Below are 26,435 nucleotides of genomic sequence, written 5' to 3'. Positions count from 1 at the left end.
CTGACATGACAATCCTGGACAATACCGCTGAACAGCAGGCTGCGCTTCCGGGCGCAGGGCAGACAGCGGCACCCGAAGAGAACCCGGCACCCGGCAAAGCCCAGCGGAGCAACAGCCCCAGGCCCCCGGCGTCGAACTCGTTCCTTGACCGCTTCTTCCACATCACCCGGCGCGGTTCCACCGTGGCCCGCGAGGTGCGGGGCGGACTGGTCACCTTCTTCACGATGGCCTACATCGTCATCCTGAATCCGCTGATCCTCGGCGGATTCAGCGCGGACAACGCCCCCACGGACGTCGCCGGCGGCTGGCTTTCGGCGGCGCAGGTTGGTGCAGTCACCGGGCTGACGGCCGGCGTAATGACCATCGCGTTCGGCCTGATCGCCAACCTGCCGTTCGGCCTGGCCGCGGGACTGGGCATCAACTCCTTCCTCGCCGTGGCGGTGATCCAGGAGGTCACCTGGGCTGAGGCCATGGGCCTGGTGGTCATCAACGGCATCCTGATCGTCCTTTTTGGCGTCACCGGCGCACGGACCGCGATTTTCCGGGCCGTGCCCAAGGAGCTGAAGGCCGCCATCACGGTGGGCATCGGCCTGTTCATCGCCTTCATCGGCTTCGTGGACTCTGGCTTCGTCAAGGCCACCACCGGCGGCCCGCCGGTTCAGCTCGGCGACAACGGCTCCATCACCTCCATCCCCACCATGGTGTTCATCGTGGGCCTGCTGGTGATGGGCATCCTGGTGGCACGGAAGGTCCAGGGCGGCCTGCTCATCGGCATCGTGGCCACCACGGCGCTCGCCGCCGTCGTCGAGGCGTTCCTGCACATCGGCCCCGCCAGCGAAGCCAACCCCGGCGGCTGGCACCTGAACACGCCGGTGCTGTCGGGCCACCTGGTCTCCGCGCCGGACCTCGGCCTCGTGGGGCAGTTCGACCTGTTCGGCGCCTTCGGCCGAATCGGCGGACTCGCTGCCACCATGCTGGTGTTCACGCTCGTGTTCACCAACTTCTTCGACGCCATGGGGACCATGACCGGGCTCGCGAAAAGCGCGGGCGTGGCGCACAAGAACGGCACGTTCCCCCGGCTCAAGTCCGCCTTCATCGTCGAAGGCGTCGGCGCGGTGGTAGGCGGCGCCACGTCAGGTTCCTCCAACACCGTGTACATCGACTCCGCTGCGGGAATCGGCGAGGGGGCGCGCACGGGACTTGCGTCGGTGGTCACCGGCGCGCTGTTCCTGGGATCGATGTTCCTCACCCCGCTCACCAGCGTGGTGCCGCTTGAGGTGGCAGCCGCCGCCCTGGTGGTGGTGGGCGCGATGATGATGGCGCAGATCCGCGAGATCAAGTTCACCAAGTTCGCGGTGGCGCTGCCGGCCTTCCTGACGATCGTCACCATGCCGCTGAGCTACTCGATTGCCAACGGGATCGGCGTGGGCTTCGTGAGCTGGGCCGTCATCGGTGCAGCCTCCGGCAAGGCGAAGAAGATCCATCCCCTGATGTGGGTGGTGACCGTGGGCTTCGTGGTCTACTTCGCGCGGGGTCCGGTCAGCGCCCTGCTCGGAGCTTAGGGACCGGGCTTAGGGACGCGGAAAATGCCCCGCGACGCGCAAATGGCCGGACGATACGGAATCCGCGCATCCCCGGACCATTTGCGCGTCGCCGGGCAGGACCGGCGTCGTACGCTTTCCACTACCAAGGATAGGAACGAGAATATGGGCACCATCGCACGGGAAGAGGGAGTGCTGCCATGCTGGATCTGATGCCTTCTCTGGCCGGCTGGCGCCCGGCGGCCTCCGGGGAACGGTGCGCCGTCGCCACCATCATCACCGCCAGCGGCTCCGTGCCGCGCCCGCCCGGGACCTCCATGCTGGTGTCCGAGTCGGGCGAGATCCTCGGCAGCCTCTCCGGCGGCTGTGTTGAGGGCGCCGTGGTTGCCTCGGCGCTGGAAGTGATGGCCGACGGCGGCACCCGCCTTGAGGCGTTCGGCTTCAGCAGCGAGGACGCATTCGCCGTCGGGCTCACCTGTGGTGGTGAGCTGGAGGTCCACATTCAGCCCCTGGACGGCAGTGCCGCCGGGCTCGGGGTCCTCCGGGAGCTCGCCGGCGGGGACCCCGAACGGCCGCTGGCACTGATCCGGCGCATCGACAGTGGGACCGGCAGGTCCGTCACCGGCAGAACGCTGGTTGGCAGAACCCTGTCTGGCAGTACATTGGGGGCTGCTGGGAACATGGGTGTTGCGGTCGCCCAGCCGCCCGCCGTCGTCGTCGTTCCTGATCCGGGGAGCTTCCAGACAGCGGAATCGGCGGAGCTCGCAGCGCTGCTGGGCCTGGACGCTCTGAGCCTGGACGCTGGGGCCAGACAGGACGCACTCCTCGCGGCCGCGGCCCAGCTCGACCCGCTGCTGCGCGGCGGCCGGACGGGACTGGTCCGGCTGGCGCCCCCGCAGGGCTGTGGCGGCGTTGTCCGGGGCGCCCACGGTACGGAGGCTGGGGTGACGTCGCCCGAGCCGGTGACCCTGCTCGTGGAGAGCCGCCTGCCACAGGCGCGGCTGCTGGTGTTCGGTGCCAACGACTTTGGCGCCGCCCTGGTGCCGGCTGCCAAGCTGCTCGGCTACCGCGTCACGCTGTGCGATGCCCGGCCGGCGTTCTCGGCGCAGGAGCGCTTCGCCACGGCAGACGAGGTGGCCACCGACTGGCCGCACCGCTATCTCGCCGCCGAAGCCGCGGCAGGGCGCATCGACTCCCGCACTGTCATCTGCGTCCTGACCCACGACCCCAAGTTCGACATCCCGCTGCTGCAGGAAGCACTCGGGCTGGACGTTGCCTTCGTCGGCGCCATGGGCTCGCGCCGCAGCCACCGGCACCGCATCGACGGACTGCTCGAGGCCGGCGTGGCTCCGGAGCGGCTGGCCCGGCTGCATTCGCCCATCGGACTGGATCTTGGTGCCGTCACACCGGCGGAAGTGGCGGTCTCCATTACCGCCGAGCTGATCGCGGTCCGCACCGGTTCCGCCGCCTGCGCCCCGCTGCGGGACGGCACCGGCCCTATCCATTCGATGCCCGCCGGCGCGAGCGCCGGCCCGGAACAAGCACCCCAGGCAGAACCGGCAGCCAGGAGAGCACCGGCATCAAATACAGAACAGGCATCCCAGGAGACCGCATGGACATGAACACCATCGAGGCGGTGGTCCGCACCACCGACCCCGCCGACTGGCGGGAGGGCGACGCCTGGCTCGCGGGCGGCACCGTCCTCTTTTCCTATGGCAGCACGGCCTTCGGTCCCGAGCCGCTGCGGCGCCTGCTGGACCTCGGCTCGGCCGGCTGGCAAGCCGTCACCGAGACCGCGAACGGCATCGAGCTGGCCGCCACCTGCACCGTCGCCGAACTGTACGCGCTCCCGGAGAAGCTGGCAGAAGAGGGCACGAGGGACTGGCCTGGCCTAGACCTGGTCCGGCCCTGCTGCGACTCCTTCGTGGCGTCCTTCAAGGTCTGGAACATGTCCACCGTGGGCGGCAATTTGTGCACGTCCCTGCCCGCCGGCCCCATGATTTCGCTGTGCGCCGGACTGGACGGCACGGCCACGGTCCTCGGTCCGGGAGGCTCCCGGCGGGAGCTGCCGGTGGCTGACTTCATCACCGGGGACGGGCAAAACGTCCTGGCACCCGCCGAGCTGCTCCGCAGCGTCAGCCTCCCGGCGTCGGCCCTGTCCTCCCGGGTGGCGTTCCGCCGGCTCTCGCTGAGCAACCTCGGCAGGTCGGGGGTGCTGCTGATCGGAAGGCTCGACGGCGGCGGCCGGTTCACGCTCACCGTCACCGCCGCCACAAAGCGGCCCGTGCAGCTGCGGTTCGGCTCCCTGCCGGACGCGCCGGAGCTGGCGGAGGAACTCGAGGCCGCCATCCCGGAGGGCCTCTACCACGACGACATCCACGGGCTGCCCGCGTGGCGCCGCGACATGACGCACCGCCTGGCAGAGGAAATTCGGGCCGAACTCGGCATGCCGGCAGGAGCGCCGGCAGCAGTGTCCGGCGACTTCTGGCCACCGCAAATGACACAGCAGCCTGCCCGGCAGACGCAGCCAACCCGGCAGACGAAGAGAGGGGCCTGAGCATGGCCATGGAAATCAACGGCGCGCCGGTGCAGGCGGAGCCCCGGCCAGGCCAGTGCCTGCGCACGTTCCTCCGCGAGCAGGGTAACTTCGGCGTGAAGAAGGGCTGCGACGGCGGCGACTGCGGTGCCTGCACCGTGCACGTGGACGGCACCCCGGTGCACAGCTGCATCTACCCGGCCGTGCGCGCCGAAGGCCATGCCGTCACCACCATCGAAGGCCTCGCAGCCACGAGCCCGGGAGCGGACCTGCACCCGGTGCAGCAGCAGTTCCTGGACCGCCAGGGCTTCCAGTGCGGCTTCTGCACGGCGGGCATGGTGATGACGGCGGCCACCTTCGACGGCGCCCAGAAAGAAAACCTGCCGCGCAGCCTGAAGGGCAACCTGTGCCGCTGCACCGGTTACCGCGCCATCGCGGACGCCGTCTGCGGCCACGAAGGCCACCCGGCCCCGGAAGGCCCCGGTTCGGGGATCGCGGGCGAGGGGCAGCCTGCCCCGGAGCCCGGCCGGCTGGGTGACGACGTTCCGGCCCCCGCCGGCCGCGCGGTGGTCACGGGCCAGGCCCGCTACACGCTGGATGTCCCGGCCGAGGCACTGCCCGGCCTGCTGCACCTGAAGCTCGTGCGCTCGCCGCACGCACACGCCCGGGTCCTGTCCATCGACACCGCGGCCGCGATGGAGGTGCCGGGAGTGGTGGCCGTCCTCACCGCCGAGGACGCCCCCACCCAGCTGTATTCCAGCGCCCAGCACGAGCTCTACACAGACGACCCCGACGACACCCGGCTGCTGGACACGGCGGTGAGGTTCCGCGGCCAGCGGGTGGCCGCCGTCGTCGCCGAGTCGGTGGGTGCGGCGGAAGCGGGCGTCCGCGCGGTCCGCGTTGAGTACGAGGAACTGCCCGCGGTGTTCACCCCGCAGGATGCCATCCGGCCCGGTGCCCCCGCCCTGCACGGGGACAAGGATTCCGGCACGGCGCGGATCGCCCAACCCGAGCGGAACATTGTGGCCGGGCTGCACACCGAACTTGGCAGCGTCAGTGACGGCTTCGCGGCGGCGGACTTCATCCACGAGCAGACCTACCGGACCCAGCGCGTCCAGCACGTGGCGCTGGAAACACACGCCTCCATCGCCTCGGTGGACGACGACGGACGGCTGCAGGTGCGCACGTCCAGCCAGGTTCCGTTCCTGGTGCGCCGCACGCTCTGCCGCGTGTTCGGGCTGCCGGAGGACCAGGTCCACGTGGTGGCGGGCCGGGTGGGCGGCGGCTTCGGCGGAAAGCAGGAGGTCCTGACTGAGGACATCGCCGCCCTCGCAGCCCTGAAACTGCGGCGCCCCGTCCAGCTGGAGTTCACCCGGACCGAGCAGTTCACCGCCAGCACCACGCGGCATCCGTTCACCATCAAGCTCAAGGCGGGCGCCAGCAGCGACGGCAGGCTCACGGCCCTGCAGCTGGACGTCCTCACCAACACGGGCGCCTACGGCAACCACGCCCCCGGAGTCATGTTCCACGGCTGCGGCGAATCCCTTGCCGTCTACAAGTGCGCCAACAAGAAGGTCGACGCGCTCGCCGTCTACACCAACACCCTGCCCTCCGGAGCGTTCCGCGGTTACGGGCTCAGCCAGATGATCTTCGCCATCGAATCGGCTATCGATGAACTGGCCGCCGGCATCGGCATGGACCCGCTGGAGTTCCGCCGCCGCAACATGGTCCGCGAGGGCGACGACATGCTGTCCACCCATTCCGAACCGGAGGAGGACGTCCACTACGGCAGCTACGGGCTGGACCAGTGCACGCGCCTGGTGCAGGACGCCTTGGAACGCGGCCGCGAACGCTACCGGGCTGCCGGCCTCGATGACCTGGGGCCGGGCTGGGTTACGGGGGAGGGCGCGGCGCTGTCCATGATCGACACCGTGCCGCCGCGAGGTCACTTCGCCCACTCGAAGCTCCGGCTCCTGGCCGACGGAACGTACGCCGCCGACGTCGGAACCGCCGAATTCGGCAACGGCACCACCACGGTGCACGCACAGCTCGCGGCGACGGCGCTGTCCACCGTGGCCTCTCGGGTCGCGGTCCGGCAGTCCGACACGGACCTGATCGAGCACGACACCGGCGCGTTCGGCTCGGCTGGCACCGTGGTGGCCGGCAAAGCCACGCTCGCCGCGGCCGAGGAACTGGCCGTGAGGATCCGGGCGTTCGCCGCCGGCGTCCGCCAGATCCAGTCGTCCGGATGCGTGCTCGACGGCGACGCCGTCGTCTGCGAAGGAAACAGGGTGCCGCTTACTGAACTGTTCGACGCCGCCCGGCAGGCCGGCGTCGAACTTGAGGCCGAGGGCCGCTGGGGCGGAACGCCGCGTTCGGTGGCCTTCAACGTCCACGGTTTCCGCGTGGCCGTGAACACCGGGACCGGCGAGCTGCGGATCCTGCAGAGCGTGCAGGCGGCCGACGCCGGAGTCGTGGTGAATCCGCGGCAGTGCCGGGGCCAGATCGAGGGCGGGATTGCCCAGGCGCTGGGTGCCGCCCTTTACGAGGAGGTCTGCGTGGACGACGCCGGCCGGGTCACCACGGACATCCTCCGGCAGTACCACATCCCGTCCTTCGCCGACGTGCCGCGCAGCGAGGTGTACTTCGCCGACACCAACGATGCACTGGGACCGCTGGGGGCCAAGTCCATGAGCGAAAGCCCGTTCAACCCCGTGGCGCCCGCGCTGGCCAACGCCATCCGGAATGCCACCGGCGTGCGGTTCGCCGAGCTGCCGATCGCCCGGGACAGGATCTACCTCGGGCTGAAGGAGGCGGGACTCGTTCCTGCGGCGCACATTCCCGTGGCCGGCAGCGTTGCCGCAGACCGCGTTCCCGCTGGTCCAGGCAACGCGGAGTCACTTTGCGCCCCATGAACTGCGCCGGGGCGCGCCAAGTGAGCCCGCGTGGGCTCGGCAACATATAGTCGGGGGATGGAACAGCGCATCTTAGGCAAGACCGGACGGAACGTTTCAGTTGTTGGACTGGGAACCTGGCAGCTCGGCGCGGACTGGGGCAACGTTGACCCGGCACAGGCGCAGGCCATCCTCGCGGCGTCTGCTGAGGCTGGCGTGACGTTCTTCGACACGGCGGACGTCTACGGGGACGGCCGCAGCGAACAGGCCATCGGGGCGTTCCTCGCCGACAACCCGGGCACGGGCATCACGGTGGCCACGAAGATGGGCCGCCGGCTGGAGCAGCGCCCGGAGAACTACAACCTCGCCAACTTCCGCGAGTGGGTGGACCGTTCGCGCCGCAACCTGCGGACCGATGCCCTGGATCTGGTCCAGCTGCACTGCCCGCCCACCGCTGTGTACAGCCGGGCCGAGGTGTACGACGCCCTGGACACCCTCGTGGCCGAGGGTGCCATTCGTAACTACGGCGTCAGCGTGGAGCGGACCGATGAAGCACTCGAAGCCCTGCGCCACGACGGCACCGCCTCCGTGCAGATCATCCTGAACGCCTTCCGGCTCAAGCCGCTGGAGGAGGTGCTCCCCGCTGCGAAGGCCGCCGGCGTGGGCATCATCGCCCGGGTTCCGCTCGCCTCCGGCCTGCTGTCCGGGAAGTACACCAAGGAAACCGTCTTCGCCGCGGACGACCACCGCAACTACAACCGCGCAGGCGACGCCTTCGACGTCGGCGAAACCTTCTCCGGAGTGGACTACGAGCTGGGGATCAAGGCGGTGGCCGAGTTCGAACAGCTGGTACCGGAGGGCTCGGGAACCGCGCAGGCGGCCATCGCATGGGTCGCCGCCCAAGACGGCGTCACGTCGGTCATTCCCGGGGCCCGTTCCGTGGAGCAGGCCCGGGCCAACGCGGCCGCCGCGGCCACGGTGCTCAGCCCGGAGTTCGACGAAGGCGTGCACTGGATCTACGACCACTACTTCCGCGAGGCTGTCCACCCCCGCTGGTAACAGCAACGCGGCGTCACTTACGGCTTCCAGGGGGCGATATCTGACCCCGCCCTGCTGTAAATCGGGTGAGGGGAGGCGGGTGCATGAGGTCATCGTCGATCGAAGACTTCGTTGACCGGCTCGCCGCCACGGAGACTCCGCCGGGCTGCAACAACTTCTTCGACCATTCGGTTCCGGCTAACGCCCTGCGCCGCCAGAACCTGGCGGCGTATCTCGGGGACGTGCTGGAGCGGGCACCGAAGGTGCTCCTGGTGGGGGAGGCGCCGGGCTTCCGGGGCATGCGGCTCACGGGTGTTCCCTTCACCAACCGCACCATGTTTCAGGGCTCGGCCAATTCCTTCGGGCTGTTCGGGGCAGGGAAAGGGTACGTGCTGCCGCCGGAGGCTGCCGGCGTCGCCGCCGAGCCCACGGCCACGGTGATGTGGGAGGTGCTGGCCGAGCTCGACTTCCTTCCTTTGCTGTGGAGTGCCTGCCCCTGGCATACGCATGTGCCGGGACAGCCGCTGTCCAACCGCACGCCAACACCCGCGGAGGCGGCGCTGGGCGCCCCATTCTGGCAGGCCCTCACTAGGATCTTTCCCATCGAAACCGTGGTGGCCGTGGGGAACGTTGCATACCAAGGCTTCCGCCGCAGCGGTCTGGACGTGCCGAAAATCAGGCACCCTGCCCATGGCGGAAGAGCCCGCTTCAAACAGGGACTGCAGGAACTTCTCGCGGCGGGGATGGTTCAGTAACTTCCTGCAGCGGAGCCGAGCTAGCCCAGCAGGTGCAGCTGGTCAGGTGTGTCGATGTCCTCGCCGCCTGACTGGTCGGTGCAGTCCACCAGGTCGATCAGCTCCGGGTGCGTCTGCAGGAAAAGCCGGGCACCGGCGTCGCCTTCCGATGCCGCCGCGGCTTCCGCTCGCAGCGTTGCGTCGAGCAGCAGTGGGTGGCCGCGCCGGAGCTCCCCGGACGTATCGGCGTAAGCGGCGGCCGTCACCCGGCCTGGCCGGTGCGCCCGCAGGAGCCGGGCGACAGTCTCCGCCGTCAGCCCCGGCTGGTCCACGAGCGCCACCAGTACGTGGTCTTCCTGGCGTGCACTGTCCAGCCCCACCCGGAACGAACTGCCCATCCCTCCGGCCCACGCCGGGTTCTCTACCACGGTGTGCCGGGCCAGGTCAGTCCGCCCGCGGACGTCCCCGGCTCCCGCGCCGAGCACCACCACAACTTCCCGGCAGCCGCCGTCGAGCAGCACGTCCGCCAGGACCTCCACGAGGGTGCGGCAACGGAACGGAAGCAGGGCTTTCGGGCCGCGGCCCAAGCGGGTGCCGGCACCCGCCGCCAGCAACACACCGGTGGTGGATGAAACGAAGGAAGCCATGGTCACCACCTTAGGGCCGCAAGACTACCCGGTAGTAGGGGTGGTTAGTCCAGTGAATGGCGGCTAACCTCGGATATGTCGTGTTGGCAATTGGGGGTCGTAATGGCGGCTGCAACGGTGCAGTTGTCGGAAGGAGCATCTATGGCAGGCACATTCGTAATCGAGACAGCAGGCGCTGGGCAGTACCGGTTCAGGCTGACGGCCGACGACGGAACCGTGGTTGCGGTTTCGCCCAGCTTTTCCAATATCAAGGCCGTCACTGCCGGAATAACGGCAGTCCGGGAGAGCGCAGCAACAGGCTTCGTCGTCGACCGCAGGCGTCCCTGACCTAATCCAAAGAAGCCCGACGGCGGCCCCTACCATCAGGTGAGGGCCGCCGTCGTTTTGTGTGGTGCCAGCTCCGCTGGTTGAGCTTGTCGAAACCCTGGTTTCGCTCCCCACCCGCACCCTAGCCTCGCAAGCTCGGCCAGGGAACCCTGCGGGCGTGGGCCCAAGCTCAACCAGCGGGCGGTGTCGACAGGGTCAACCAACGGGTGGATGGTCAGGAGTCGCCGCCGGCTCCTCCTGTTGTTCCCGCGGTGACGTCCAGGAGTTTGTAGCGGTCCATCGCGTACGACGGCGCGCCCTCCTGCACCTCGCCCCTCGCCGCGAGCAGCTGGAGGGTTTTGACGACGATGGAGTGGGTGTCGTTCTTGAAGAAGCGGCGGGCGGCGGCGCGGGTGTCGGAGAAGCCGAAGCCGTCGGCGCCCAGGGTGGCGAACTCGTTCGGGACGAACTGCCGGATCTGGTCCGGGACGGCCTTCATGTAGTCCGAGACGGCTACGACGGGGCCCTGGGCACCTTCGAGCTGTTTGCTGACGAACGGCTGGCGGGCGTCCTTGCCGGGGTTGAGGAAGGCTTCTTCCTCGGCGGCGAGGCCGTCGCGGCGCAGTTCGTTCCAGGAGGTGACGGACCAGACGTCGGCGGAGACGCCCCAGTCTTCGGCGAGGATCCGCTGGGCTTCGAGTGCCCAGGGGACGGAGACGCCGGAGGCGAGGATCTGGCTCTTCGGTCCGTCAACGCCTGACGCCGACACGCGGTAAATGCCTTTCAGCACACCGTTGACGTCGAGGTTCTCGGGTTCGCTGGGCTGGGTGATGGGCTCGTTGTAGACCGTGAGGTAGTACATGAGGTTCCGGTCCGTGTTGTTTCCGTTGGAATCGGGTCCGTACATGCGTTCGAGGCCGTCCCGGACGATGTGGCCCATTTCGTAGCCGTAGGCGGGGTCGTACGTGACCACGGCGGGGTTGGTGGAGGCCAGCAGCGGGGAGTGCCCGTCGGCGTGCTGGAGTCCTTCGCCGGTGAGGGTGGTCCGTCCTGCAGTGGCGCCGATGATGAAGCCGCGGGTCATCTGGTCGGCGGCGGCCCAGAAGGCGTCGCCGGTGCGCTGGAAGCCGAACATGGAGTAGAACACGTAGACCGGGACCAGGGGAACGCCGTGGGTGGCGTAGGCGGTGCCGGCGGCGGTGAAGGCTGCCACGGCGCCGGCTTCGTTGATGCCGGGGTGGATCAGCTGGCCCTGGGCGGATTCCTTGTAGGCCAGGACCAGGTCCCGGTCCACGGAGAGGTAGTTCTGGCCGCCAGGGTTGTAGATCTTCGCGGTCGGGAAGAAGGCGTCCATGCCGAAGGTCCGTGATTCGTCCGGCACGATGGGTACTATCCGGTGCCCGAACTTCTTGTCGCGGAGCAGGTCCTTGAGCAGGCGGACGAATGCCATGGTGGTGGCGGCCTGCTGCTTGCCGGTGCCCCGCTTGGCGACTTCAAACGTCTTGGCTTCGGGCAGTTCAACGGCCGCATGATTGGGGCGGCGCTCCGGGACGGAACCTCCCAGTGCCTTTCGCCGCTCCAGGAGGTAGGCAATCTCGGGAGCGTCCGCGCCGGGGTGGTAGTACGGAGGACGGTACGGATCGTCTTCGAGTTGGGCGTCGGAAATTGGGATCCGCAGGTAATCCCTGAATTCCTTCAGGTCATCGAGGGTGAGTTTTTTCATCTGGTGGGTGGCGTTGCGGCCTTCGAAGTGCGGGCCCAGTCCGTAGCCCTTGACCGTTTTGGCCAGGATCACGGTGGGTTTGCCCTTGAATTCGGTCGCTGCCTTGTACGCGGCGTAGACCTTGCGGTAGTCGTGCCCGCCGCGCTTGAGGTTCCAGATCTCGTCGTCGGTCAGGTCGGCGACGAGGTCCTTGGTGTGGGGGTCCTTGCCGAAGAAGTGTTCGCGGACGAACCCGCCGGATTCGGCCTTGTAGGTCTGGTAGTCCCCGTCCGGGGTTTCGTTCATGATCTTCACCAGCGACCCGTCGGCGTCGCGGGTGAGCAGGTCATCCCATTCCCGGCCCCAGACGACCTTGATCACGTTCCAGCCCGCGCCGCGGAAGAACGCCTCGAGTTCCTGCATGATCTTGCCGTTGCCGCGCACCGGCCCGTCCAGGCGCTGGAGGTTGCAGTTGATCACGAAGTTCAGGTTGTCCAGGTTCTCGTTCGCGGCGAGCTGGAGCAGGCCGCGGGACTCGGGCTCGTCCATTTCGCCGTCGCCCAGGAACGCCCAGACCTGCTGGTCGGCGGTGTCCTTCAGGCCCCGGTTGTGCAGGTACCGGTTGGACTGGGCCTGGTAGATCGCGTTCATCGGGCCGATGCCCATCGAGACGGTCGGGAATTCCCAGAAGTGCGGCATCAGCCGCGGGTGCGGGTAGGAGGAGAGCGCGTGGCCTTCCTTGGACTTTTCCTGCCGGAACCCGTCCAGGTCCTCCTCACTGAGGCGGCCTTCCATGAACGCGCGGGCGTACATGCCCGGGGACGCGTGGCCCTGGAAGAACACCTGGTCCCCGCCGCCCGGGTGGTCCTTGCCGCGGAAGAAGTGGTTGAACCCGACCTCGTACAGGGTCGCGGCGCCGGCGTAGGTGGAGATGTGTCCGCCCACCCCGATCTCGGGCCGCTGCGCCCGGTGCACCATCACCGCGGCGTTCCAGCGCATGTACGCCCGGTACCGGCGCTCGTACTCCTCGTTGCCCGGGAACTCTGCTTCCTGGTCCACCGGGATCGTGTTCACATAATCCGTGGTGGTCACCATCGGAACCCCGACGCTCTGCGCGCCGGCACGCTGCAGGAGACTGCGCATGATGTATTGGGCACGCTCCGTGCCCTGTTCCCTGATCAGCGCATCCAGGGACTCAACCCACTCGGCGGTCTCTTCCGGATCACGATCAGGCAGCTGGTTAGTCAACCCGCTGAGGATATGGGAGGTATCTTCTCCTGCAGCCACGGCAGCCTCGTTTCATCTTTGAATGTTTGGGCCCATGTTTTCGTATTATGAGAAAACATTCTTGCTCTTCGAGATTATCCGGAGCGTCGGACTCAGGTCAAACGCCGATATCACTCTTGGTGGCGCTGGCTCGTCGTTGAGCCAACGGGCGAATTGTGACCGCCCCGGGCTGGCGCGCACCTTGACCGGATAGTGATGTGGGTCATACGATGATTTCACTATTCAACAAGTTTATTTCGCAATGTGGAATAACAGCGATAATCGGACGATCCACGATCGACCGATCGAGGGCTCACCACCGCGAAAATCCCAGAAACTGGAGAACCAGATGCAGACGACCCCTTCAGTCGGCGTCGAAACGGACGGGCCGACGCCGTTGTCGGGCCAGCCGGTCCATCCCGCCTCCGGCGTCGACGCCCTGTGCGAGACGGCCAGCGCCGCCGCCGGCCGCGACATCAGCCCGGCCCTCTACAACACCGACCTCGCACCGACCAAGCGGCAAGGGCGCCGCTGGACGGCGTACAGCATCTTCACCCTCTGGGCGAACGACGTGCACAGCCTCGGCAATTACGCGTTCGCCGTCGGACTCTTTTCCCTCGGCCTCGGGGGCTGGCAGATCCTGATGGCCCTGGCCATCGGCGCGGTCTTCCTCTTCGTACTGCTCAGCTTCTCTGGTTTCATGGGGCAGAAAACGGGCGTTCCGTTTCCCGTCATGAGCCGCATCAGTTTCGGCATCCGCGGTGCCCAGCTCGCTAGCCTGCTGCGCGGCGCGGTGGCGGTTGCGTGGTTCGGGATCCAGACGTTCCTTGCCTCGGTGGTGCTCCGGGTGATGCTGGTGGCCATGGTCCCGTCCCTTCAGGACCTGGACACCAATTCCATCCTCGGCCTGTCCACGCTGGGCTGGATCTCCTTTGTTGGGCTGTGGATTGTGCAGCTCGTGATCGTCAGCTTCGGCATGGAGATGATCCGTAAGTACGAGGCCTTCGCCGGTCCGGTCATCCTGCTGACGATGATCCTGCTGGCTGTCTGGGTCTTCGTCGAGGCGCACGGCTCGATCCAGTGGACCGGCATCCGGGGCCTCGAAGGCGGCGAGATGTGGCGGACCATGTTCGCCGGCGGCGCCCTCTGGGTGTCCATCTACGGAACTTTCGTCCTGAACTTCTGCGACTTCACCCGCTCCGCCGTGTCCAAGAAGTCCATCGTCCGCGGCAACTTCTGGGGCATCCCGATCAACATGCTCCTGTTCGGTGCCATCGTGGTGGTTCTGGCCGGCGGACAGTACAAGATCAACGGAACCATCATCGAAACGCCATCGCAGATCGTCCAAAGCATTCCCAACACCCTGTTCCTGGTGCTGGCCTGCCTCGCGATCCTCATCCTGACCATTGCGGTCAACCTCATGGCGAACTTCGTGGCCCCCGTTTATGCCCTCACCAACCTCTTTCCCAAGCGTCTCAACTTTCGCCGGGCGGCCTGGGTGAGCGGCACCATCGGACTGGTCATCCTGCCGTGGAACCTCTACAACAACCCCCTCGTCATCGTCTACTTCCTTGGCGGACTCGGCGCCCTCCTTGGGCCGCTGTTCGGCGTCGTCATGGCCGACTACTGGCTGCTCCGCCGCGGAAGGGTCAACGTCCCCGAGCTGTACAGCGAGGACCCCGCCGGAGCCTACTTCTACAAGCGGGGCGTCAATCCGAGGGCCATCATCGCGCTGGTGCCGGCGGCCGTCCTGGCCATCCTTGTCGCTTTCCTCCCTGTCTTTGCGGCGGCGGCGCCGTTTGCCTGGTTCTTCGGTGCCGGCGTCGGCGCACTGTGCTACTACGTGATCGCCGACCGCAAGCAACGCTTCGAGGACGCCGACGGCGAGGCCATCGCCGTCGCCAGCACCCACTAAGCAGCCATCCCACCCAACTGACTCGCACTTAATGTCGTTTTGAGCGCCCAAAACGACAACAACTGCGAGTCAGTTGGGCAAAACCCATCGAGGAGGACACCATGCGCATACTCGTTGCGAACGTCAACACCACCCAGTCCATGACCGACTCCATCGCCGAGCAGGCACGCAGCATCGCTGCGCCCGGCACGGAGATCGTCGGGATCACGCCGCGCTTCGGAGCCGACTCCTGCGAGGGCAACTTTGAAAGCTACCTGGCCGCGATCGCCGTGATGGACAGGGTGGTCAACTACCCCGAACCCTTCGACGCCGTCATCCAGGCAGGGTACGGCGAGCACGGCAGGGAGGGGCTGCAGGAGCTGCTGGACGTGCCCGTCGTCGACATCACCGAGGCGGCGGCCAGCACGGCCATGTTCCTGGGCCACAAATACTCCGTGGTCACCACACTGGACCGTGCCGTGCCGCTCATCGAGGACCGGCTGAAGCTGGCCGGCCTCGACGCCCGCTGCGCTTCCGTGCGGGCCAGCGGCATGGCCGTACTGGAACTGGAGGAGGAGCCGGAGCGGGCGGTCGAGGCCATCATCAGCCAGGCGCTGCTCGCCGTCCGGGAGGACAAAGCCGAGGTGATCGTGCTCGGCTGCGGCGGCATGGCGGGTTTGGACGAACAGATCCGGCAGCGCGCCGGAGTGCCGGTGGTCGACGGCGTTGCGGCCGCAGTGACCATCGCGGAGTCCTTGGTCCGGATGCGGCTCTCCACGTCCAAGGTGCGGACGTACGCCACGCCGCGGCCCAAGACCGTCATAGGCTGGCCGCTGGCGGTGAATGACCTTCCCGCCAGCGCCTAGGGTTTCCAACTACTCAGGAGAAGCAGCATGACCGTTCCACCCACTCCGGGACGGGTCGCCGTCGTCACCGGCGCCGGTTCCGGCATCGGACGGGCGGTTGCCCGGCAGATGCTGGCGGACGGTTACCGGGTGGCCCTGGCGGGCCGCCGTGAGCCGCAGCTCCTGGAAACGGCCGACGGCCATCCGGAGGCGCTTGCGGTGCCGTGCGATGTCACGGTGCCCGACGACGTCGAGCGCCTTTTCGCCGCCGTCCTCCAGCGCTGGGGCCGGGTGGACGTCCTGTTCAACAACGCCGGCGTCTTTGGCCCGGCGGCGTCGGTAGACGAGATCAGCCTGGCGGACTGGGAGGCCACCGTCGCCGTGAACCTGACCGGTTCGGTGCTGTGCGCTGGGGCGGCCGTCCGGGCGATGAAGGCGCAGTCGCCGCAGGGCGGGCGGATCATCAACAACGGCTCGATCTCCGCGCACTCACCCCGGCCGCGGACCGTGGCATATGCCGTCACCAAGCACGCCATGACGGGCCTGACCAAGAGTATTGAGCTGGATGGCAGGGAGTTCGGCGTCACCTGCGGGCAGATCGACATCGGCAACACGGCCACGGAAATCATGGACACCATCGGGGTCGGCACGGGGGCGCTCCAGGCCGACGGAAGCCGCAGGGTGGAACCGATGTTCCCGGTGGAGGACGCTGCGCGGGCCGTGCTGATGATGGCGGGGATGCCGGCGTCGGCCAGCGTGGGCTCAGTGGTCATCACGGCCGCCGGAATGCCCTTCATAGGCCGCGGCTAACGCTCTCTCCTCCCGAGCTGCCTTCCTTTCCTTCCGACGCACACCGCACTTGATGCGGACATCTTCGCCAGCCTGGTCACCGCGGCGGAAGTCCACGGCGTTCCGCTGCCGCCGTGGGCGGAGTTCAGGCCCGACTCGCCGCCGGAAAGCAAGCTCCGCCTGCTGCTGGACGACGCCGGCCTTCCGGAGTTCACGCCGAACTGCCGTGTGGATGACGTCCTCAACAGGCCGGTCTGGACGGACCTGGGGTGCGTGAGGTTCCGGACGTGCATGGAGTATCAGGGGCTCCATCACCCGACCCCCGAGCAACAGGCGCTGGACGCCTGCTGCGACCAGCGCGTGACGGACGCGGGCTGGCGGCAGGTCAAAGTCAACAGCGTCGACATGGGCCATGGGCGGGACTGGGTCGTTTCGCGGGTGCGGCAGGCGCTGCGCAAGCAGGGCTGGCAGCAGTAGGAGTTTTTGGACAGATAATGGCCGCTGGAGGGGGCTGTAACTCCCAATAAGTGGACAAAAAACTCAATCGTGACCGGCCCCAGAGTTCCGCATCGTGAAAACTGAATTTCCTCTTGCGGAATAGTGTGACTGGGGTTACGTTGGAAGCAGACCCCGATCCGGGGCTGTTCCCAAATTGATAGGTACAGATCAATGAAGATCCCAGATTCCGCGGCGCTGAAGGCGAGTTCGGTGCCGTCGAAGAAGAAGCCCTTGTATAGGTCGCTCTTCTTCCAAATTCTGATCGCCGTCGTGGCGGGTGTTCTTATAGGGCATTTCTGGCCGCCGGACCTAGGCGCTCAACTGAGGCCGCTCGGTGACGGCTTCATCCAGGCTCATCAAGATGATCATTGCGCCGCTGATCTTTCTCGTGATCGTCACGGGAATTTCGGCCGTTGGCGACGTCAAGGCGGTCGGAAGGGTCGGAGTCAAAGCCCTTCTCTACTTCACCGCGGCCACGCTTTTCGCGCTGGTCTTCGGCCTGATCGTAGGCAACATCGTCCAGCCCGGTGCCGGGCTGAACATTGACCCGAGCACGCTGTCCCAGGAAGCCGTGGACGCCAAGACCGGCCACGCCGTGCCGAAGGACGCAGCGGCCTTTATCCTGGACGTCATCCCCACCAGCGTCATCGGCGCCTTCGCCAACAACAGCCTGCTGCAGGTCCTCTTCTTCTCCGTGTTCTTCGGCGCCGCGATCGTCGTCATCGGCCGCGAGCGGTGCCTCCCGGTTGTCAGCCTCATGGAGACGGTCCTGGAACTCGTTTTCAAGATCATGTCCTGGATCATGAAGGTTGCGCCGATCGGTGCTTTCGGGGCGATGGCCTTCATCATCGGCCAGTACGGGCTGGACACCCTCGGCACCTACGCCATGCTGATTGCCGCCTGCTATGGCGCGGCTGTGGTGTTCATTGGGCTCCTGTTCGTCGTGGCCTGGAGCTTCGCCCGGGTTCCGCTGTGGCAGTTCCTCAAGTACACCCGCGAGGAATTCCTGCTGGCCCTCGGCACCGCGTCCACCGAGGCCGTAATGCCTCGCATCATGACCAAGCTGACGAATGCCGGATGCTCCCGGGCCACCACCGGCCTGGTGGTGCCCACGGGCTACTCCTTCAACCTGGACGGAGCCGCGATCTACCTGTCCATCTCCCTGCTGTTCCTCGCCCAGGCCTTCGGCCACCACCTGGACCTCGGCCAGCAGTTGGCCGCCCTCGGAGTGCTGCTGCTGACCTCCAAGGGCATGGCCGGCGTTCCCGGCTCGTCCTTCCTGGCACTGTCCGCCACGGCAGCTGCGCTGGGAATCTTCCCGGTGGCCGGCGTCGCCCTGCTCCTTGGCGCCGACCGGCTCATGGACTCCATGCGCGTGGTGGTCAACCTGCTGGGCAACTGCGTGGCAACTTTTGTGGTCTCCAAGTGGGAGGGCCAGTTTGACCGCAGCGTCATGGTCCGGGCATTCCGCGGCGAGATCACCAACCATGATTCGGCGGTCATGCTCGGCGTGGAGGAGGACTTCCAGGAGCAGGAACTCGAACGGATCAGCGGGGGCGGGCAGGCTTCGCCCAAGTTCCGCGGCGGCCCGAACCCCGGTGAGATGCCGGAGTTCCAGATGAGCAGGCCGTCGGCAGCCATCAACCACGAATAGCGCACGGAGTTTTTGTACAGATATCGTCCGCTGAAGGCCCTTGAAGTCGCGATATCTGTACAAAAACTCCAAAGGAATGAGGGCAGGATCCCGTCCCGGCTGAGCAGTTCAGTCCGGGGCGGGATCCTGCCTCTTTAAGCTGGCAGTGCTCAGAGCGGGAGCAGGGCTGACAGGTCCGCGCGCAGGCCGGAGGCGGCCACGCGTCCGGCGCCCACGGCGTCCGCCCAGCTCAGCCGTCCGGTCACCATCGCAAGCCAGGTGGCGGCGTCGCACTCGATGACGTTCGGGGGAGTGCCGCGCGTGTGCCGCGGACCCTCCACGCACTGGGTGACGCCGAACGGAGGCACCCGCACCTCCACCGAATTCCCGGGCGCGCGGGCGGTGACCTCCTCGAGCGAGTACCGGACCGCCGTCGCGATCACCGAACGGGGGACGGCCGGAGCGGCCGGAACCGCCGGAGCAGCGTCCGACGGCGGGACGGCACCTGCCGCCCATTCGATCAGGGCCGCTTTGCCGCTGGCCGGGTCAATTCTGCGGCGCGCAACTGCCACCGGTGCCTCCTTGAAAAGCCAAAAGTACGTTAGTCCAGCAGGGCCGAGACAGCGTGGCCCAGGCGGATCTTGCCCACGGGACGGCCACCGCCGAGGACCGGCTCCACCACCTTCTCGAGCACGCTGGACACACCCGGGATGTCGACGGCTCCGCAGGCCGCCAGCAGCGTCAGGCCCACCAGCGAGGTGGCCCGCAGGTTGCCGTCGAGCATCTTGAGGGCCACGGAGACCCCCTGGGAGGTGGCCATGACCAGGATGCCCTCGGCGCCGATCTTGGCGATGACGTCCAGCTCCTCCATCACGACCGTGTTGGCCTCGCCCCTGCCCTGGACCGCCCAGGGGTAGTCCAGCATGGAGGTGGCGATGGTGGCGGCGCGGGCGTTGGCGGATTTGTCGGAGGGGGCTTTGGCGAGCAGGGAGTAGGCGCGGGCCAGGCCGGTCAGCGAGATGGCGGCCACCGGAGCGCCGCAGCCGTCGATGCCCAGGTGTGCGATCTGCTCGCCGGAGTACTCCTCGATCACGGTGCGGATGCGCTGCTGCAGCGGGTGGTTGGGCTCCAGGTAGCTGTGCGTGTCCCAGCCGTTTTCCGTGCAGGCCCACAGGAAAGCCGCATGCTTCCCCGAGCAGTTGAACGCCAGCCGGGACTTGCCCCGCTCAGACCTGGTCAGCCAGGTGCGTGCCGTCTCGTCCTGTGGCCAGGCGGCGGGGCACTGCAGCTGGTCCTCCTTAACACCCGCGGCCTTGAGCATGCCTTCCACGACGTCCATGTGGTCGAGCGATCCGGTGTGGCTGGCGCAGGCGAGGGCCACCTGGGCGCCACGCAGAGGAACACCGGACTGCATGGCCGCCAGCGCCTGCAGGGGCTTGAGCGTGGACCGGGCCAGGATGGGGGTGGAGATGTCGCCCAGCTGCGTGACCACGTGGCCGTCCGCGGCGAGCACCACCGCCGCCCCGATATGGCGCGACTCCACGAATCCGCTTCGTTCAACCACTGCGAGTTCGACGGCGGAATCCACAGTGAACGTGGCGTGCGAAGTTAGGGCCATGGGCCCAGTCTATGGTGCGGCAGCGGCATTCTCCGGGAGCCGTCAGGGGCGGCCGGCCGGCTTTTACAACGGCAAGACGCCCAGTGACAGGACCGCCTACTCAACGGTGACCATGACCGACTGCCAGCCGGAGGCGCCGTCGGGCACGGGATCGGCGCGCTTCTCCGTCTGCACCTCGCCGGTCCCGTCCGTGGCGCGCACCTTGATGTAGTGCGAGCCGGGCTGAGCGTCCCAGGCGAAGGACCACTGCCGCCATGTATCAACGGAGGCCTCGTCCGAGAGAACGGCTGCGGCCCAGTCGCCGCCGTCGATTTGCACCTCCACCTTGGTGATGCCCCTGGTCTGCGCCCACGCGGTGCCTCCGATGGCTACCTTCCCGGCCGGCACCACGGCGAAGGATTTGGGCACCTCCACCCGGGCCATCGTCTTGATGGGGCCGCGCTCCGACCAGCCGCGCTGGGTCCAGTAGGCCTTGCTGTCGGCGAAGCGGGTCACCTCCAGGTCCACCACCCACTTCGTGGCGGACACGAACCCGTAGAGTCCCGGCACCACCATGCGCACGGGATAGCCATGTTCCAGCGGCAGTGGCTCGCCGTTCATGCCGATGGCGAGCATGGCGTCGCGGCCGTCCTGCAGGACCTCCAGAGGCGTGGAGGCGCTGAACCCGTCGATGGAGGTGGAGAGCACCATGTCCGCGCCGGCGGTGGGCCTGGCCCGCTTGAGCACCTCGCGGATGGGGAGCCCCAGCCACTTGGCGTTGCCGGCGAGGTTGCCGCCCACCGGATTGGAGACGCAGGTGAGGGTCACGTGGGACTCGATCAGGTCGGCGTCGAGGAGGTCCTGGAAGGTGAGCCGGACCTCCTCCTCCACCAGCCCGTGCACGCGCAGTTCCCACTCCTCCGCCTTGATCTCCGGGACGCTGAGGGCGGTGTCAATCCGGTAGAAGTCCTTGCCGGGCGTCAGCCACGGCGTCACGCCCGGCGTGGCCGACTGTACTCCGGCGGGCACGGCGGTTGCGGGCCGGCCCGGCGCCGGCAGCCGGAGGGACTCCCTCGCCTGGGCCACATTGCTGCGCGCCGCGCTGAGCAGCCGGCCCCCGGTGGCCGCGATGCCCGCGGCGGCCGCCGTGAGGCCGGTGGCCGCGAAGAAGGCCCGCCGGGAGGTGGCCGGGCGCTCCGGCGCCTTGGCCGCCACATCGGCGGGAGCATCCGGAAAGACCTGCAGCCGCCACAGCCGCGAGACCAGCAACCGCAGCACGACCAGCCCGGCCACGGTTCCGAGGAGCGAGGGCACGGCGTCCAGCGGCCTGACGCCCGCGCGGGTCACCACGCTGGCCACGATCACCGCGCCCATGAACAGCACGCCGGCCGCGCCCAGCACCCATCTCCGGTACGCCACCACGCCCAGCACGCACGCCAGCACGAAAATTGTCAGGCCCATCCCGGCGAAGAGCGCGGCTTTGTCATTGGTGCCGAACGTCGCAATCGCGAAGTCCTTCAGCCGTGGCGGCGTGAAGTCGATGAACGTCGAACCCAGGGCAAACAGGGGAGTGGCGCGGGCGGTAAAGAACGCCCCCGCCAGTTCCGCAACGGAAAGTACGACGGCGGCGGCGGCCACCCCTGCAAGGGCCGCCAACGCGGCTGGTCCCCTCAACCACCTCATGAGCTTCTTCATGACATTGGTTCGTAGCGGCGGGCCGCCCGGATTGCCGCCGGTCACAGCTGAGGGCAGGTCACAGGCGAGGGCAGGCCACACTGGGAGACCCGGTCACAAGTGCGTCCCGGTTGCAGCTTAGGAGCCAGCACGGTGCACAAAGTACCCTTGGAGACTGTGAAGGTACTCGTCATTGGCCCCGGCGGCCGCGAACACGCCATTGTCCGCTCCCTCCTTGCCGACCCCAACGTTTCCGAAGTCCACGCGGCTCCGGGCAACGCCGGCATCAGCAAGCTCGTCCCCACGCACGCGATCAACGGGAACGATCCGGACGCGGTGGCGGCGCTCGCCACCCGGCTCGACGTCGACCTGGTGGTGGTTGGTCCCGAAGCCCCCCTTGCGGCCGGTGTGTCCGATGCCGTGCGCGACGCCGGCATCCCGGTGTTCGGGCCCAGCAAAGACGCCGCCCAACTCGAGGCCTCCAAGGCTTTCGCGAAGCAGATCATGGCCGAAGCCGGCGTTCCCACGGCGATGGCGCTGGTGGCTGCCAATGCCGACGAGGCAGCCGCAGCGCTCGACACTTTCGGCGCACCCTACGTCGTCAAGGACGACGGCCTGGCCGCAGGCAAGGGCGTGGTGGTCACCAACAACCGGGACGACGCCCTGGCGCACGCCCAGAGCTGCTTCGACGCCGGCGGAACCGTGGTCATCGAGGAGTTCCTGGACGGCCCGGAGGTCTCCGTGTTCGTCTTGTGCGACGGCCGCAACACGGTGGCACTGTCCCCGGCGCAGGACTTCAAGCGCATCTACGACAACGACGAAGGCCCCAACACCGGCGGCATGGGTGCCTACACCCCGCTCGACTGGGCTCCTGAAGGCCTTGTCCAGGAGGTCATTGACCGCATCGCCCAGCCCACCGTGGACGAGATGGCCCGCCGCGGCACCCCGTTCGTCGGCGTGCTGTTCGTCGGCCTGGCGCTGACCACGCGCGGCACGCGGGTCATCGAATTCAACGTCCGCTTCGGCGACCCCGAAACCCAGGCTGTGCTCGCACGGCTCAAGACGCCCCTCGGTTCCCTGCTCCTCTCAGCCGCCAAGGGCGAACTGGACCAGGCAGAAGAGCTGCGCTGGTCCAAGGACACAGCAGTCGCCGTCGTCGTCGCCTCCGAAAATTACCCCGACACCCCCCGGACGGGTGACCGCATCCGCGGCCTCAAGAAGGTTGACGAGCTGGAGGGTGTCCACGTGATCCACGCCGGAACCACGCTCGACGGCGAGGGCAAGGTGGTCTCCGCCGGCGGCCGCGTGCTGGCCGTGGTGGCGCTCGGATCCGACCTCGTGGAGGCCCGGGAAAGGGCGTACGACGGCGTGGAGCTGGTTCAGCTGGAAGGCGCCCAGTTCCGCACGGACATCGCAGGCAAGGCCGCACGCGGTGAAATCAAGGTGTCGTCCGCCGTCACCGCCCCGTCGGCTGCCCAGGCCGGCTCCGCTTCGGAAGAAAAGGCTTGACAGTGGCTGAACAGGAAAACACCCGCGGCCTGGACACCGCCCACGCGGAGCTGCCCGGCTGGAAGCATGTCTACTCCGGCAAGGTCCGCGACCTGTACGTCCCGGCTAGCGAGTCCATCAACGAGCAGTTCGGGCAGGAATGCGTGCTGGTGGTGGCCAGTGACCGCATCAGTGCCTACGACCACGTGCTCAGCAGCGAAATCCCGGACAAGGGACGGGTCCTGACCCAGCTGAGCCTCTGGTGGTTCGACCAGCTGGATGTGGAACACCACGTCCTGGCCTCCACGGTGGAGGACGGCGTGCCGGCAGCGGTCGAGGGCCGGGCCATGATCTGCAAGAAGCTGGAAATGTTCCCGGTGGAATGCATCGCCCGCGGCTACCTCACCGGCTCCGGCCTCGTGGAGTACCGGCAGTCCGGCACCGTCTGCGAGATCCCGCTGCCGGAAGGCCTGGTGGACGGCTCCCGCCTAGAGCAGGCCATCTTCACCCCGTCGGCCAAGGCCGAGGTGGGGGAGCACGACGAAAACATTACCTACGACGCCGTCGTGTCCATCGTGGGCGACGACATCGCCGCGCGCCTGAGCGAACTGACGCTGGGCATCTACACCAAGGCCGAGGGGATCGCCCGTGAACGCGGCATCATCCTGGCCGACACCAAGGTGGAGTTCGGTTATGACGTCGTGAACGGGGCCATCACCCTGGGCGACGAGGTCCTGACGCCGGACTCGTCCCGGTTCTGGGACGCCGCCACGTACGAGCCCGGCAAGGCGCAGCCCTCCTACGACAAGCAGTTTGTCCGGGACTGGCTGACGTCCGCCGAATCCGGCTGGGACAAGGCCTCCGACACGCCGCCGCCGGCCCTGCCCGCGGACATCGTGGACCGTACCCGGGCCCGCTACATCGAGGCCTACGAGAAGCTGACCGGCCGCACGTTCAGCTAGGCGCTCCAGGCTTCCAAAAAGACAGGAGGCGCCCCGGGACTGGTCCCAAGGGGTGCCTCCTGTTTTGCGTAGTGGCTGCTAGCTGGCTTCGGCTGCTGCCGCACGGCGCTGGGCGAGCCGGATCTCCAGCACGGCATCGAGGGCCTGCTGGACCCGGTCCTGCGCGCCGGCGGCACTGAATTCCTTCTGCGCCTCCTGCAGATGCACCAGCGCCTCATCCCCTTCGCCCGCAGCCTTTAGCGATTTGCCGAGAAGCAGCGAAACCTCGCCGGCCGTGTGCTTGGCCAGATCCATGCGTTCGGCGTGGATGTCGCGGAGCTTCTGGACTGCAGCCACGATGTCGCCCGTGAGATAGAGCCAGCGGGCGCGGATGAAGGCGACTTCCAGTTGGTCCGTCTTGTTCCCGCCGACGATGGACAGCGCGAGTTCGGCGCGCTCAATGGCGGACAGGGTCTCCGGCTCAACGATTCCGGAGGAGAGGCGGACGGCGGCCGACGCCTTGTTAAAGCGGGCCCACAGCTCGATGTCGTTGGCGGGGGAGAGCAGCTTAGCCGCCCGCTCGTGGTGCTTGATGCCCTCCGGGTAGTCGTGCCGCATGAACGCGACATTGCCGATCACCCATGCCACCTCGCCCGCGAGCTGGGACATCGAATGCTCGTCCATCTGCTCATTCATGTCCTGGCAGTACTTCCACGCCTCGTCGAGCCGGCCACTCTCGGCCAGCGCCCCTATCAGCGCGCGGAGCGCCCCAATGATCAGTGTTGAGCCTTTGGGTAGCTGCGCGCACAGCTCCACGGCCTTCTCGGCGTGTTCGACGGCGGTGCCCAGCTGGCCCTGCCCGTGGCACAGGGCGGCGAGCATCTGGCGCGCCCGGACACCCAGACCGGCCGATTCCGTGGCCATGGGGTGCTCGGAGAGGTGCTCCATGATCTTCTGGCATTCCTTGAGCTGGCCCTGCTTCATGAGGCATTCGGCCTGCATGTAGGTCATGTTCCACCAGGCGCTGGTGTTCTTGCCGTCGAGGGCGATCCGGGCAGCGTTCGCGGCGTGTTCGGCCGCGAGGCCGTAGTCGCGCAAGTCCCATGCCTGCCGGGCATAGAGGCCGGCCAGCACGTACTCGGCGTCGCTGACCGAGATGGGCTGGCTCCACGCTTCGAGCGCCTTGGGCGCGAGCTCCAGCCTGCGGGCGAGCTCTTCGATGACGTCGGCTGTGGGTTCCCGCCGGCCTGTCTCCAGCAGGGAAATGTAGCTGGGGGAGTACAGATCCCTGCCCAGTTCGGCCTGGGTCAGTCCGCGCTCCAGCCGCTCAGCGCGGAGCTTCTCCCCGAATCCGTTGCCCACTGAGTTCCTCCTATTCCGGACAGCCTTTGTACAGAATGCTTGACACCCTCTGTGGACAACATTTTACAATGTATGTCAACAAGGACTGTGCTGACTTGGTAGCAAATCCGACTCGTATTGAGGAACTCTCACATGTTAAAGAAGATAGCAGCCGCCGCCATTTTGGCAGGGGCCCTTGCATTTTCTGCTGCGGCTCCCGCCGTTCTGTCTGCAGGCTCGATGGCGGACAACGCGGGCACCTCGGTTGCCATTGGCAACTGGCCGGATCCGATGCGCGTCAAGGACGTGAACAAGACCACTATCGGCAACTGGCCTGATCCCATGGTGTCAGAGACCACCATTGGCAACTGGCCTGATCCCATGTAAACAGCTTCCATGAGGAAAACGGTCCCGGAACATGCGCACATCATGTTCCGGGGCCGTTTTTCTTTCCAGAAACAGCAGCCGTAGCTGAGGAGGAGTGGGGACCATGACACGGAGAGTAGCCGACGGCCTACAGCGGGCCTTTTTCCTCTGGACCATCGCCGGCACGTCACTGATTGTGGCAGCCGCCGCCGGAGCCGCTGTGGTTGAGGTGTTCAAGGGAACGGCCGACGCCGGGACTTTCGTCTGGGGGCTGATCGGCATTGCGGCGCTGCTGGAGTCGCTGGTGCTTTTCGCCGTCGGCCTGCGCCTCCGCCACCGCTACCTGAACCAGGCCCAAAGCTACGACAGCCGGGGCGCCTACCTGACGGACGACGGATCCCGCCGGCCGAGGGTCCCCCTGCTGGGTGACGGGCAGGCGACCCAGAACATTAACCATCAGAGCCTCGGCGGCAACTCCCCACCCGCACCCTAGCCTCGCAAGCTCGGCCAGGGAACCCTGCAGGTGTGGGCCCACCTAGTTGGGGAGGCCGAAGAAACAGAAAGAGGGTCTCCCTGGGGAGACCCTCTTTCCTTTTGGTCGGGATGACAGGATTTGAACCTGCGACCTCTTCGTCCCGAACGAAGCGCGCTACCAAGCTGCGCTACATCCCGATCCGCTGCGGTGAAAGCAACTGAACAAGAATA

The 26,435-nt window shown here is 67.3% G+C and carries 21 protein-coding genes, 1 tRNA gene and 1 pseudogene; 16 read left to right on the top strand and 7 right to left on the bottom strand.

The window, feature by feature from the left end:
* Positions 1–5 precede the first annotated feature (5 nt).
* The 6 genes from QFZ33_RS21755 (at position 6) to QFZ33_RS21730 (ending at position 8,764) form a co-directional block, all read left to right on the top strand.
* Entirely contained in the window at positions 6–1,562 is a 1,557-nt protein-coding gene (locus tag QFZ33_RS21755) for an NCS2 family permease (protein WP_307031946.1), read from the top strand.
* A gap of 179 nt (positions 1,563–1,741) precedes the next feature.
* Positions 1,742–3,163, top strand: coding sequence for an XdhC family protein (locus QFZ33_RS21750; RefSeq protein ID WP_307030885.1), 1,422 nt, complete (start codon positions 1,742–1,744; stop codon positions 3,161–3,163).
* Positions 3,154–4,098: an FAD binding domain-containing protein gene (locus QFZ33_RS21745; RefSeq protein WP_307030884.1), complete on the top strand. Its 945-nt coding sequence runs from the start codon at positions 3,154–3,156 to the stop codon at positions 4,096–4,098. Before QFZ33_RS21750 ends, QFZ33_RS21745 begins: the two co-directional genes overlap by 10 nt.
* A gap of 2 nt (positions 4,099–4,100) precedes the next feature.
* Entirely contained in the window at positions 4,101–6,992 is a 2,892-nt protein-coding gene (locus tag QFZ33_RS21740; RefSeq protein WP_307030883.1) for a molybdopterin-dependent oxidoreductase, read from the top strand.
* 57 nt (positions 6,993–7,049) lie between these two features.
* On the top strand, positions 7,050–8,030 hold the full coding sequence (locus tag QFZ33_RS21735) for an aldo/keto reductase (RefSeq protein ID WP_307030881.1): 981 nt from the start codon (positions 7,050–7,052) through the stop codon (positions 8,028–8,030).
* A gap of 83 nt (positions 8,031–8,113) precedes the next feature.
* Positions 8,114–8,764 (top strand): uracil-DNA glycosylase, encoded by a 651-nt coding sequence (locus tag QFZ33_RS21730; RefSeq protein ID WP_307030879.1) that lies wholly within the window; start codon positions 8,114–8,116, stop codon positions 8,762–8,764.
* A gap of 20 nt (positions 8,765–8,784) precedes the next feature.
* Here the strand turns inward: QFZ33_RS21730 and nboR are convergent, their stop codons facing one another.
* On the bottom strand, positions 8,785–9,390 hold the full coding sequence (nboR, locus tag QFZ33_RS21725; RefSeq protein WP_307030878.1) for a nicotine blue oxidoreductase: 606 nt from the start codon (positions 9,388–9,390) through the stop codon (positions 8,785–8,787).
* Positions 9,391–9,531: 141 nt separating this feature from the next.
* Between nboR and QFZ33_RS21720 the strand changes: the two genes are divergently transcribed.
* Entirely contained in the window at positions 9,532–9,717 is a 186-nt protein-coding gene (locus QFZ33_RS21720; protein ID WP_102974445.1) for a YegP family protein, read from the top strand.
* A 214-nt stretch (positions 9,718–9,931) separates the two neighbouring features.
* Here the strand turns inward: QFZ33_RS21720 and aceE are convergent, their stop codons facing one another.
* Positions 9,932–12,685, bottom strand: coding sequence for a pyruvate dehydrogenase (acetyl-transferring), homodimeric type (gene aceE / locus QFZ33_RS21715; RefSeq protein ID WP_307030875.1), 2,754 nt, complete (start codon positions 12,683–12,685; stop codon positions 9,932–9,934).
* A 328-nt stretch (positions 12,686–13,013) separates the two neighbouring features.
* Here aceE and QFZ33_RS21710 point away from each other — a divergent pair, with 328 nt between their 5' ends.
* The 5 genes and pseudogenes from QFZ33_RS21710 (at position 13,014) to QFZ33_RS21690 (ending at position 18,344) form a co-directional block, all read left to right on the top strand.
* Positions 13,014–14,579, top strand: coding sequence for an NCS1 family nucleobase:cation symporter-1 (locus QFZ33_RS21710; protein ID WP_307030873.1), 1,566 nt, complete (start codon positions 13,014–13,016; stop codon positions 14,577–14,579).
* 101 nt (positions 14,580–14,680) lie between these two features.
* The gene (locus QFZ33_RS21705; protein ID WP_307030871.1) at positions 14,681–15,424 is read left to right on the top strand and encodes an aspartate/glutamate racemase family protein; all 744 of its coding nucleotides are present in this window, start codon (positions 14,681–14,683) and stop codon (positions 15,422–15,424) included.
* A gap of 27 nt (positions 15,425–15,451) precedes the next feature.
* Positions 15,452–16,213, top strand: a complete 762-nt coding sequence (locus QFZ33_RS21700; RefSeq protein WP_307030869.1) for an SDR family oxidoreductase — start codon at positions 15,452–15,454, stop codon at positions 16,211–16,213.
* Between the two features lie 270 nt (positions 16,214–16,483).
* On the top strand, positions 16,484–16,669 hold the full coding sequence (locus tag QFZ33_RS21695; protein WP_307030867.1) for a hypothetical protein: 186 nt from the start codon (positions 16,484–16,486) through the stop codon (positions 16,667–16,669).
* A 192-nt stretch (positions 16,670–16,861) separates the two neighbouring features.
* Positions 16,862–18,344 (top strand): annotated as a pseudogene (locus QFZ33_RS21690) (cation:dicarboxylate symporter family transporter).
* A 149-nt stretch (positions 18,345–18,493) separates the two neighbouring features.
* Here QFZ33_RS21690 and QFZ33_RS21685 read toward each other — a convergent pair.
* The 3 genes from QFZ33_RS21685 to QFZ33_RS21675 all read right to left on the bottom strand — a co-directional run bounded on the left by QFZ33_RS21685 (position 18,494) and on the right by QFZ33_RS21675 (position 21,615).
* Positions 18,494–18,895 carry a sterol carrier family protein gene (locus QFZ33_RS21685; protein ID WP_307030864.1) on the bottom strand — a complete coding sequence of 134 codons (402 nt, stop codon included), beginning with the start codon at positions 18,893–18,895 and terminating at the stop codon, positions 18,494–18,496.
* A 29-nt stretch (positions 18,896–18,924) separates the two neighbouring features.
* Positions 18,925–19,941 carry an asparaginase gene (locus QFZ33_RS21680; protein WP_307030862.1) on the bottom strand — a complete coding sequence of 339 codons (1,017 nt, stop codon included), beginning with the start codon at positions 19,939–19,941 and terminating at the stop codon, positions 18,925–18,927.
* Positions 19,942–20,037: 96 nt separating this feature from the next.
* The gene (locus QFZ33_RS21675; protein WP_307030860.1) at positions 20,038–21,615 is read right to left on the bottom strand and encodes a molybdopterin-dependent oxidoreductase; all 1,578 of its coding nucleotides are present in this window, start codon (positions 21,613–21,615) and stop codon (positions 20,038–20,040) included.
* Positions 21,616–21,771: 156 nt separating this feature from the next.
* Between QFZ33_RS21675 and purD the strand changes: the two genes are divergently transcribed.
* Entirely contained in the window at positions 21,772–23,103 is a 1,332-nt protein-coding gene (gene purD / locus QFZ33_RS21670; protein ID WP_307031944.1) for a phosphoribosylamine--glycine ligase, read from the top strand.
* A gap of 2 nt (positions 23,104–23,105) precedes the next feature.
* Complete coding sequence (locus QFZ33_RS21665) at positions 23,106–24,044, top strand: phosphoribosylaminoimidazolesuccinocarboxamide synthase (protein WP_307030858.1); 939 nt, start codon at positions 23,106–23,108, stop codon at positions 24,042–24,044.
* A 78-nt stretch (positions 24,045–24,122) separates the two neighbouring features.
* Here QFZ33_RS21665 and QFZ33_RS21660 read toward each other — a convergent pair whose 3' ends face one another.
* On the bottom strand, positions 24,123–25,385 hold the full coding sequence (locus QFZ33_RS21660; RefSeq protein WP_307030856.1) for a helix-turn-helix domain-containing protein: 1,263 nt from the start codon (positions 25,383–25,385) through the stop codon (positions 24,123–24,125).
* A gap of 132 nt (positions 25,386–25,517) precedes the next feature.
* Between QFZ33_RS21660 and QFZ33_RS21655 the strand changes: the two genes are divergently transcribed.
* Entirely contained in the window at positions 25,518–25,751 is a 234-nt protein-coding gene (locus QFZ33_RS21655) for a hypothetical protein (RefSeq protein ID WP_214852913.1), read from the top strand.
* Between the two features lie 103 nt (positions 25,752–25,854).
* On the top strand, positions 25,855–26,223 hold the full coding sequence (locus tag QFZ33_RS21650) for a hypothetical protein (RefSeq protein ID WP_307030854.1): 369 nt from the start codon (positions 25,855–25,857) through the stop codon (positions 26,221–26,223).
* A gap of 102 nt (positions 26,224–26,325) precedes the next feature.
* On the opposite strand, the gene QFZ33_RS21645 is transcribed toward QFZ33_RS21650, so the two are convergent.
* A tRNA-Pro gene (locus QFZ33_RS21645) sits at positions 26,326–26,402 on the bottom strand.
* Between the last annotated feature and the right edge of the window lie 33 nt (positions 26,403–26,435).

It is taken from the genome of Arthrobacter globiformis (assembly GCF_030815865.1).
Lineage (GTDB): Bacteria > Actinomycetota > Actinomycetes > Actinomycetales > Micrococcaceae > Arthrobacter > Arthrobacter globiformis_B.
This window is presented reverse-complemented; position numbering and strand designations above follow the sequence as displayed.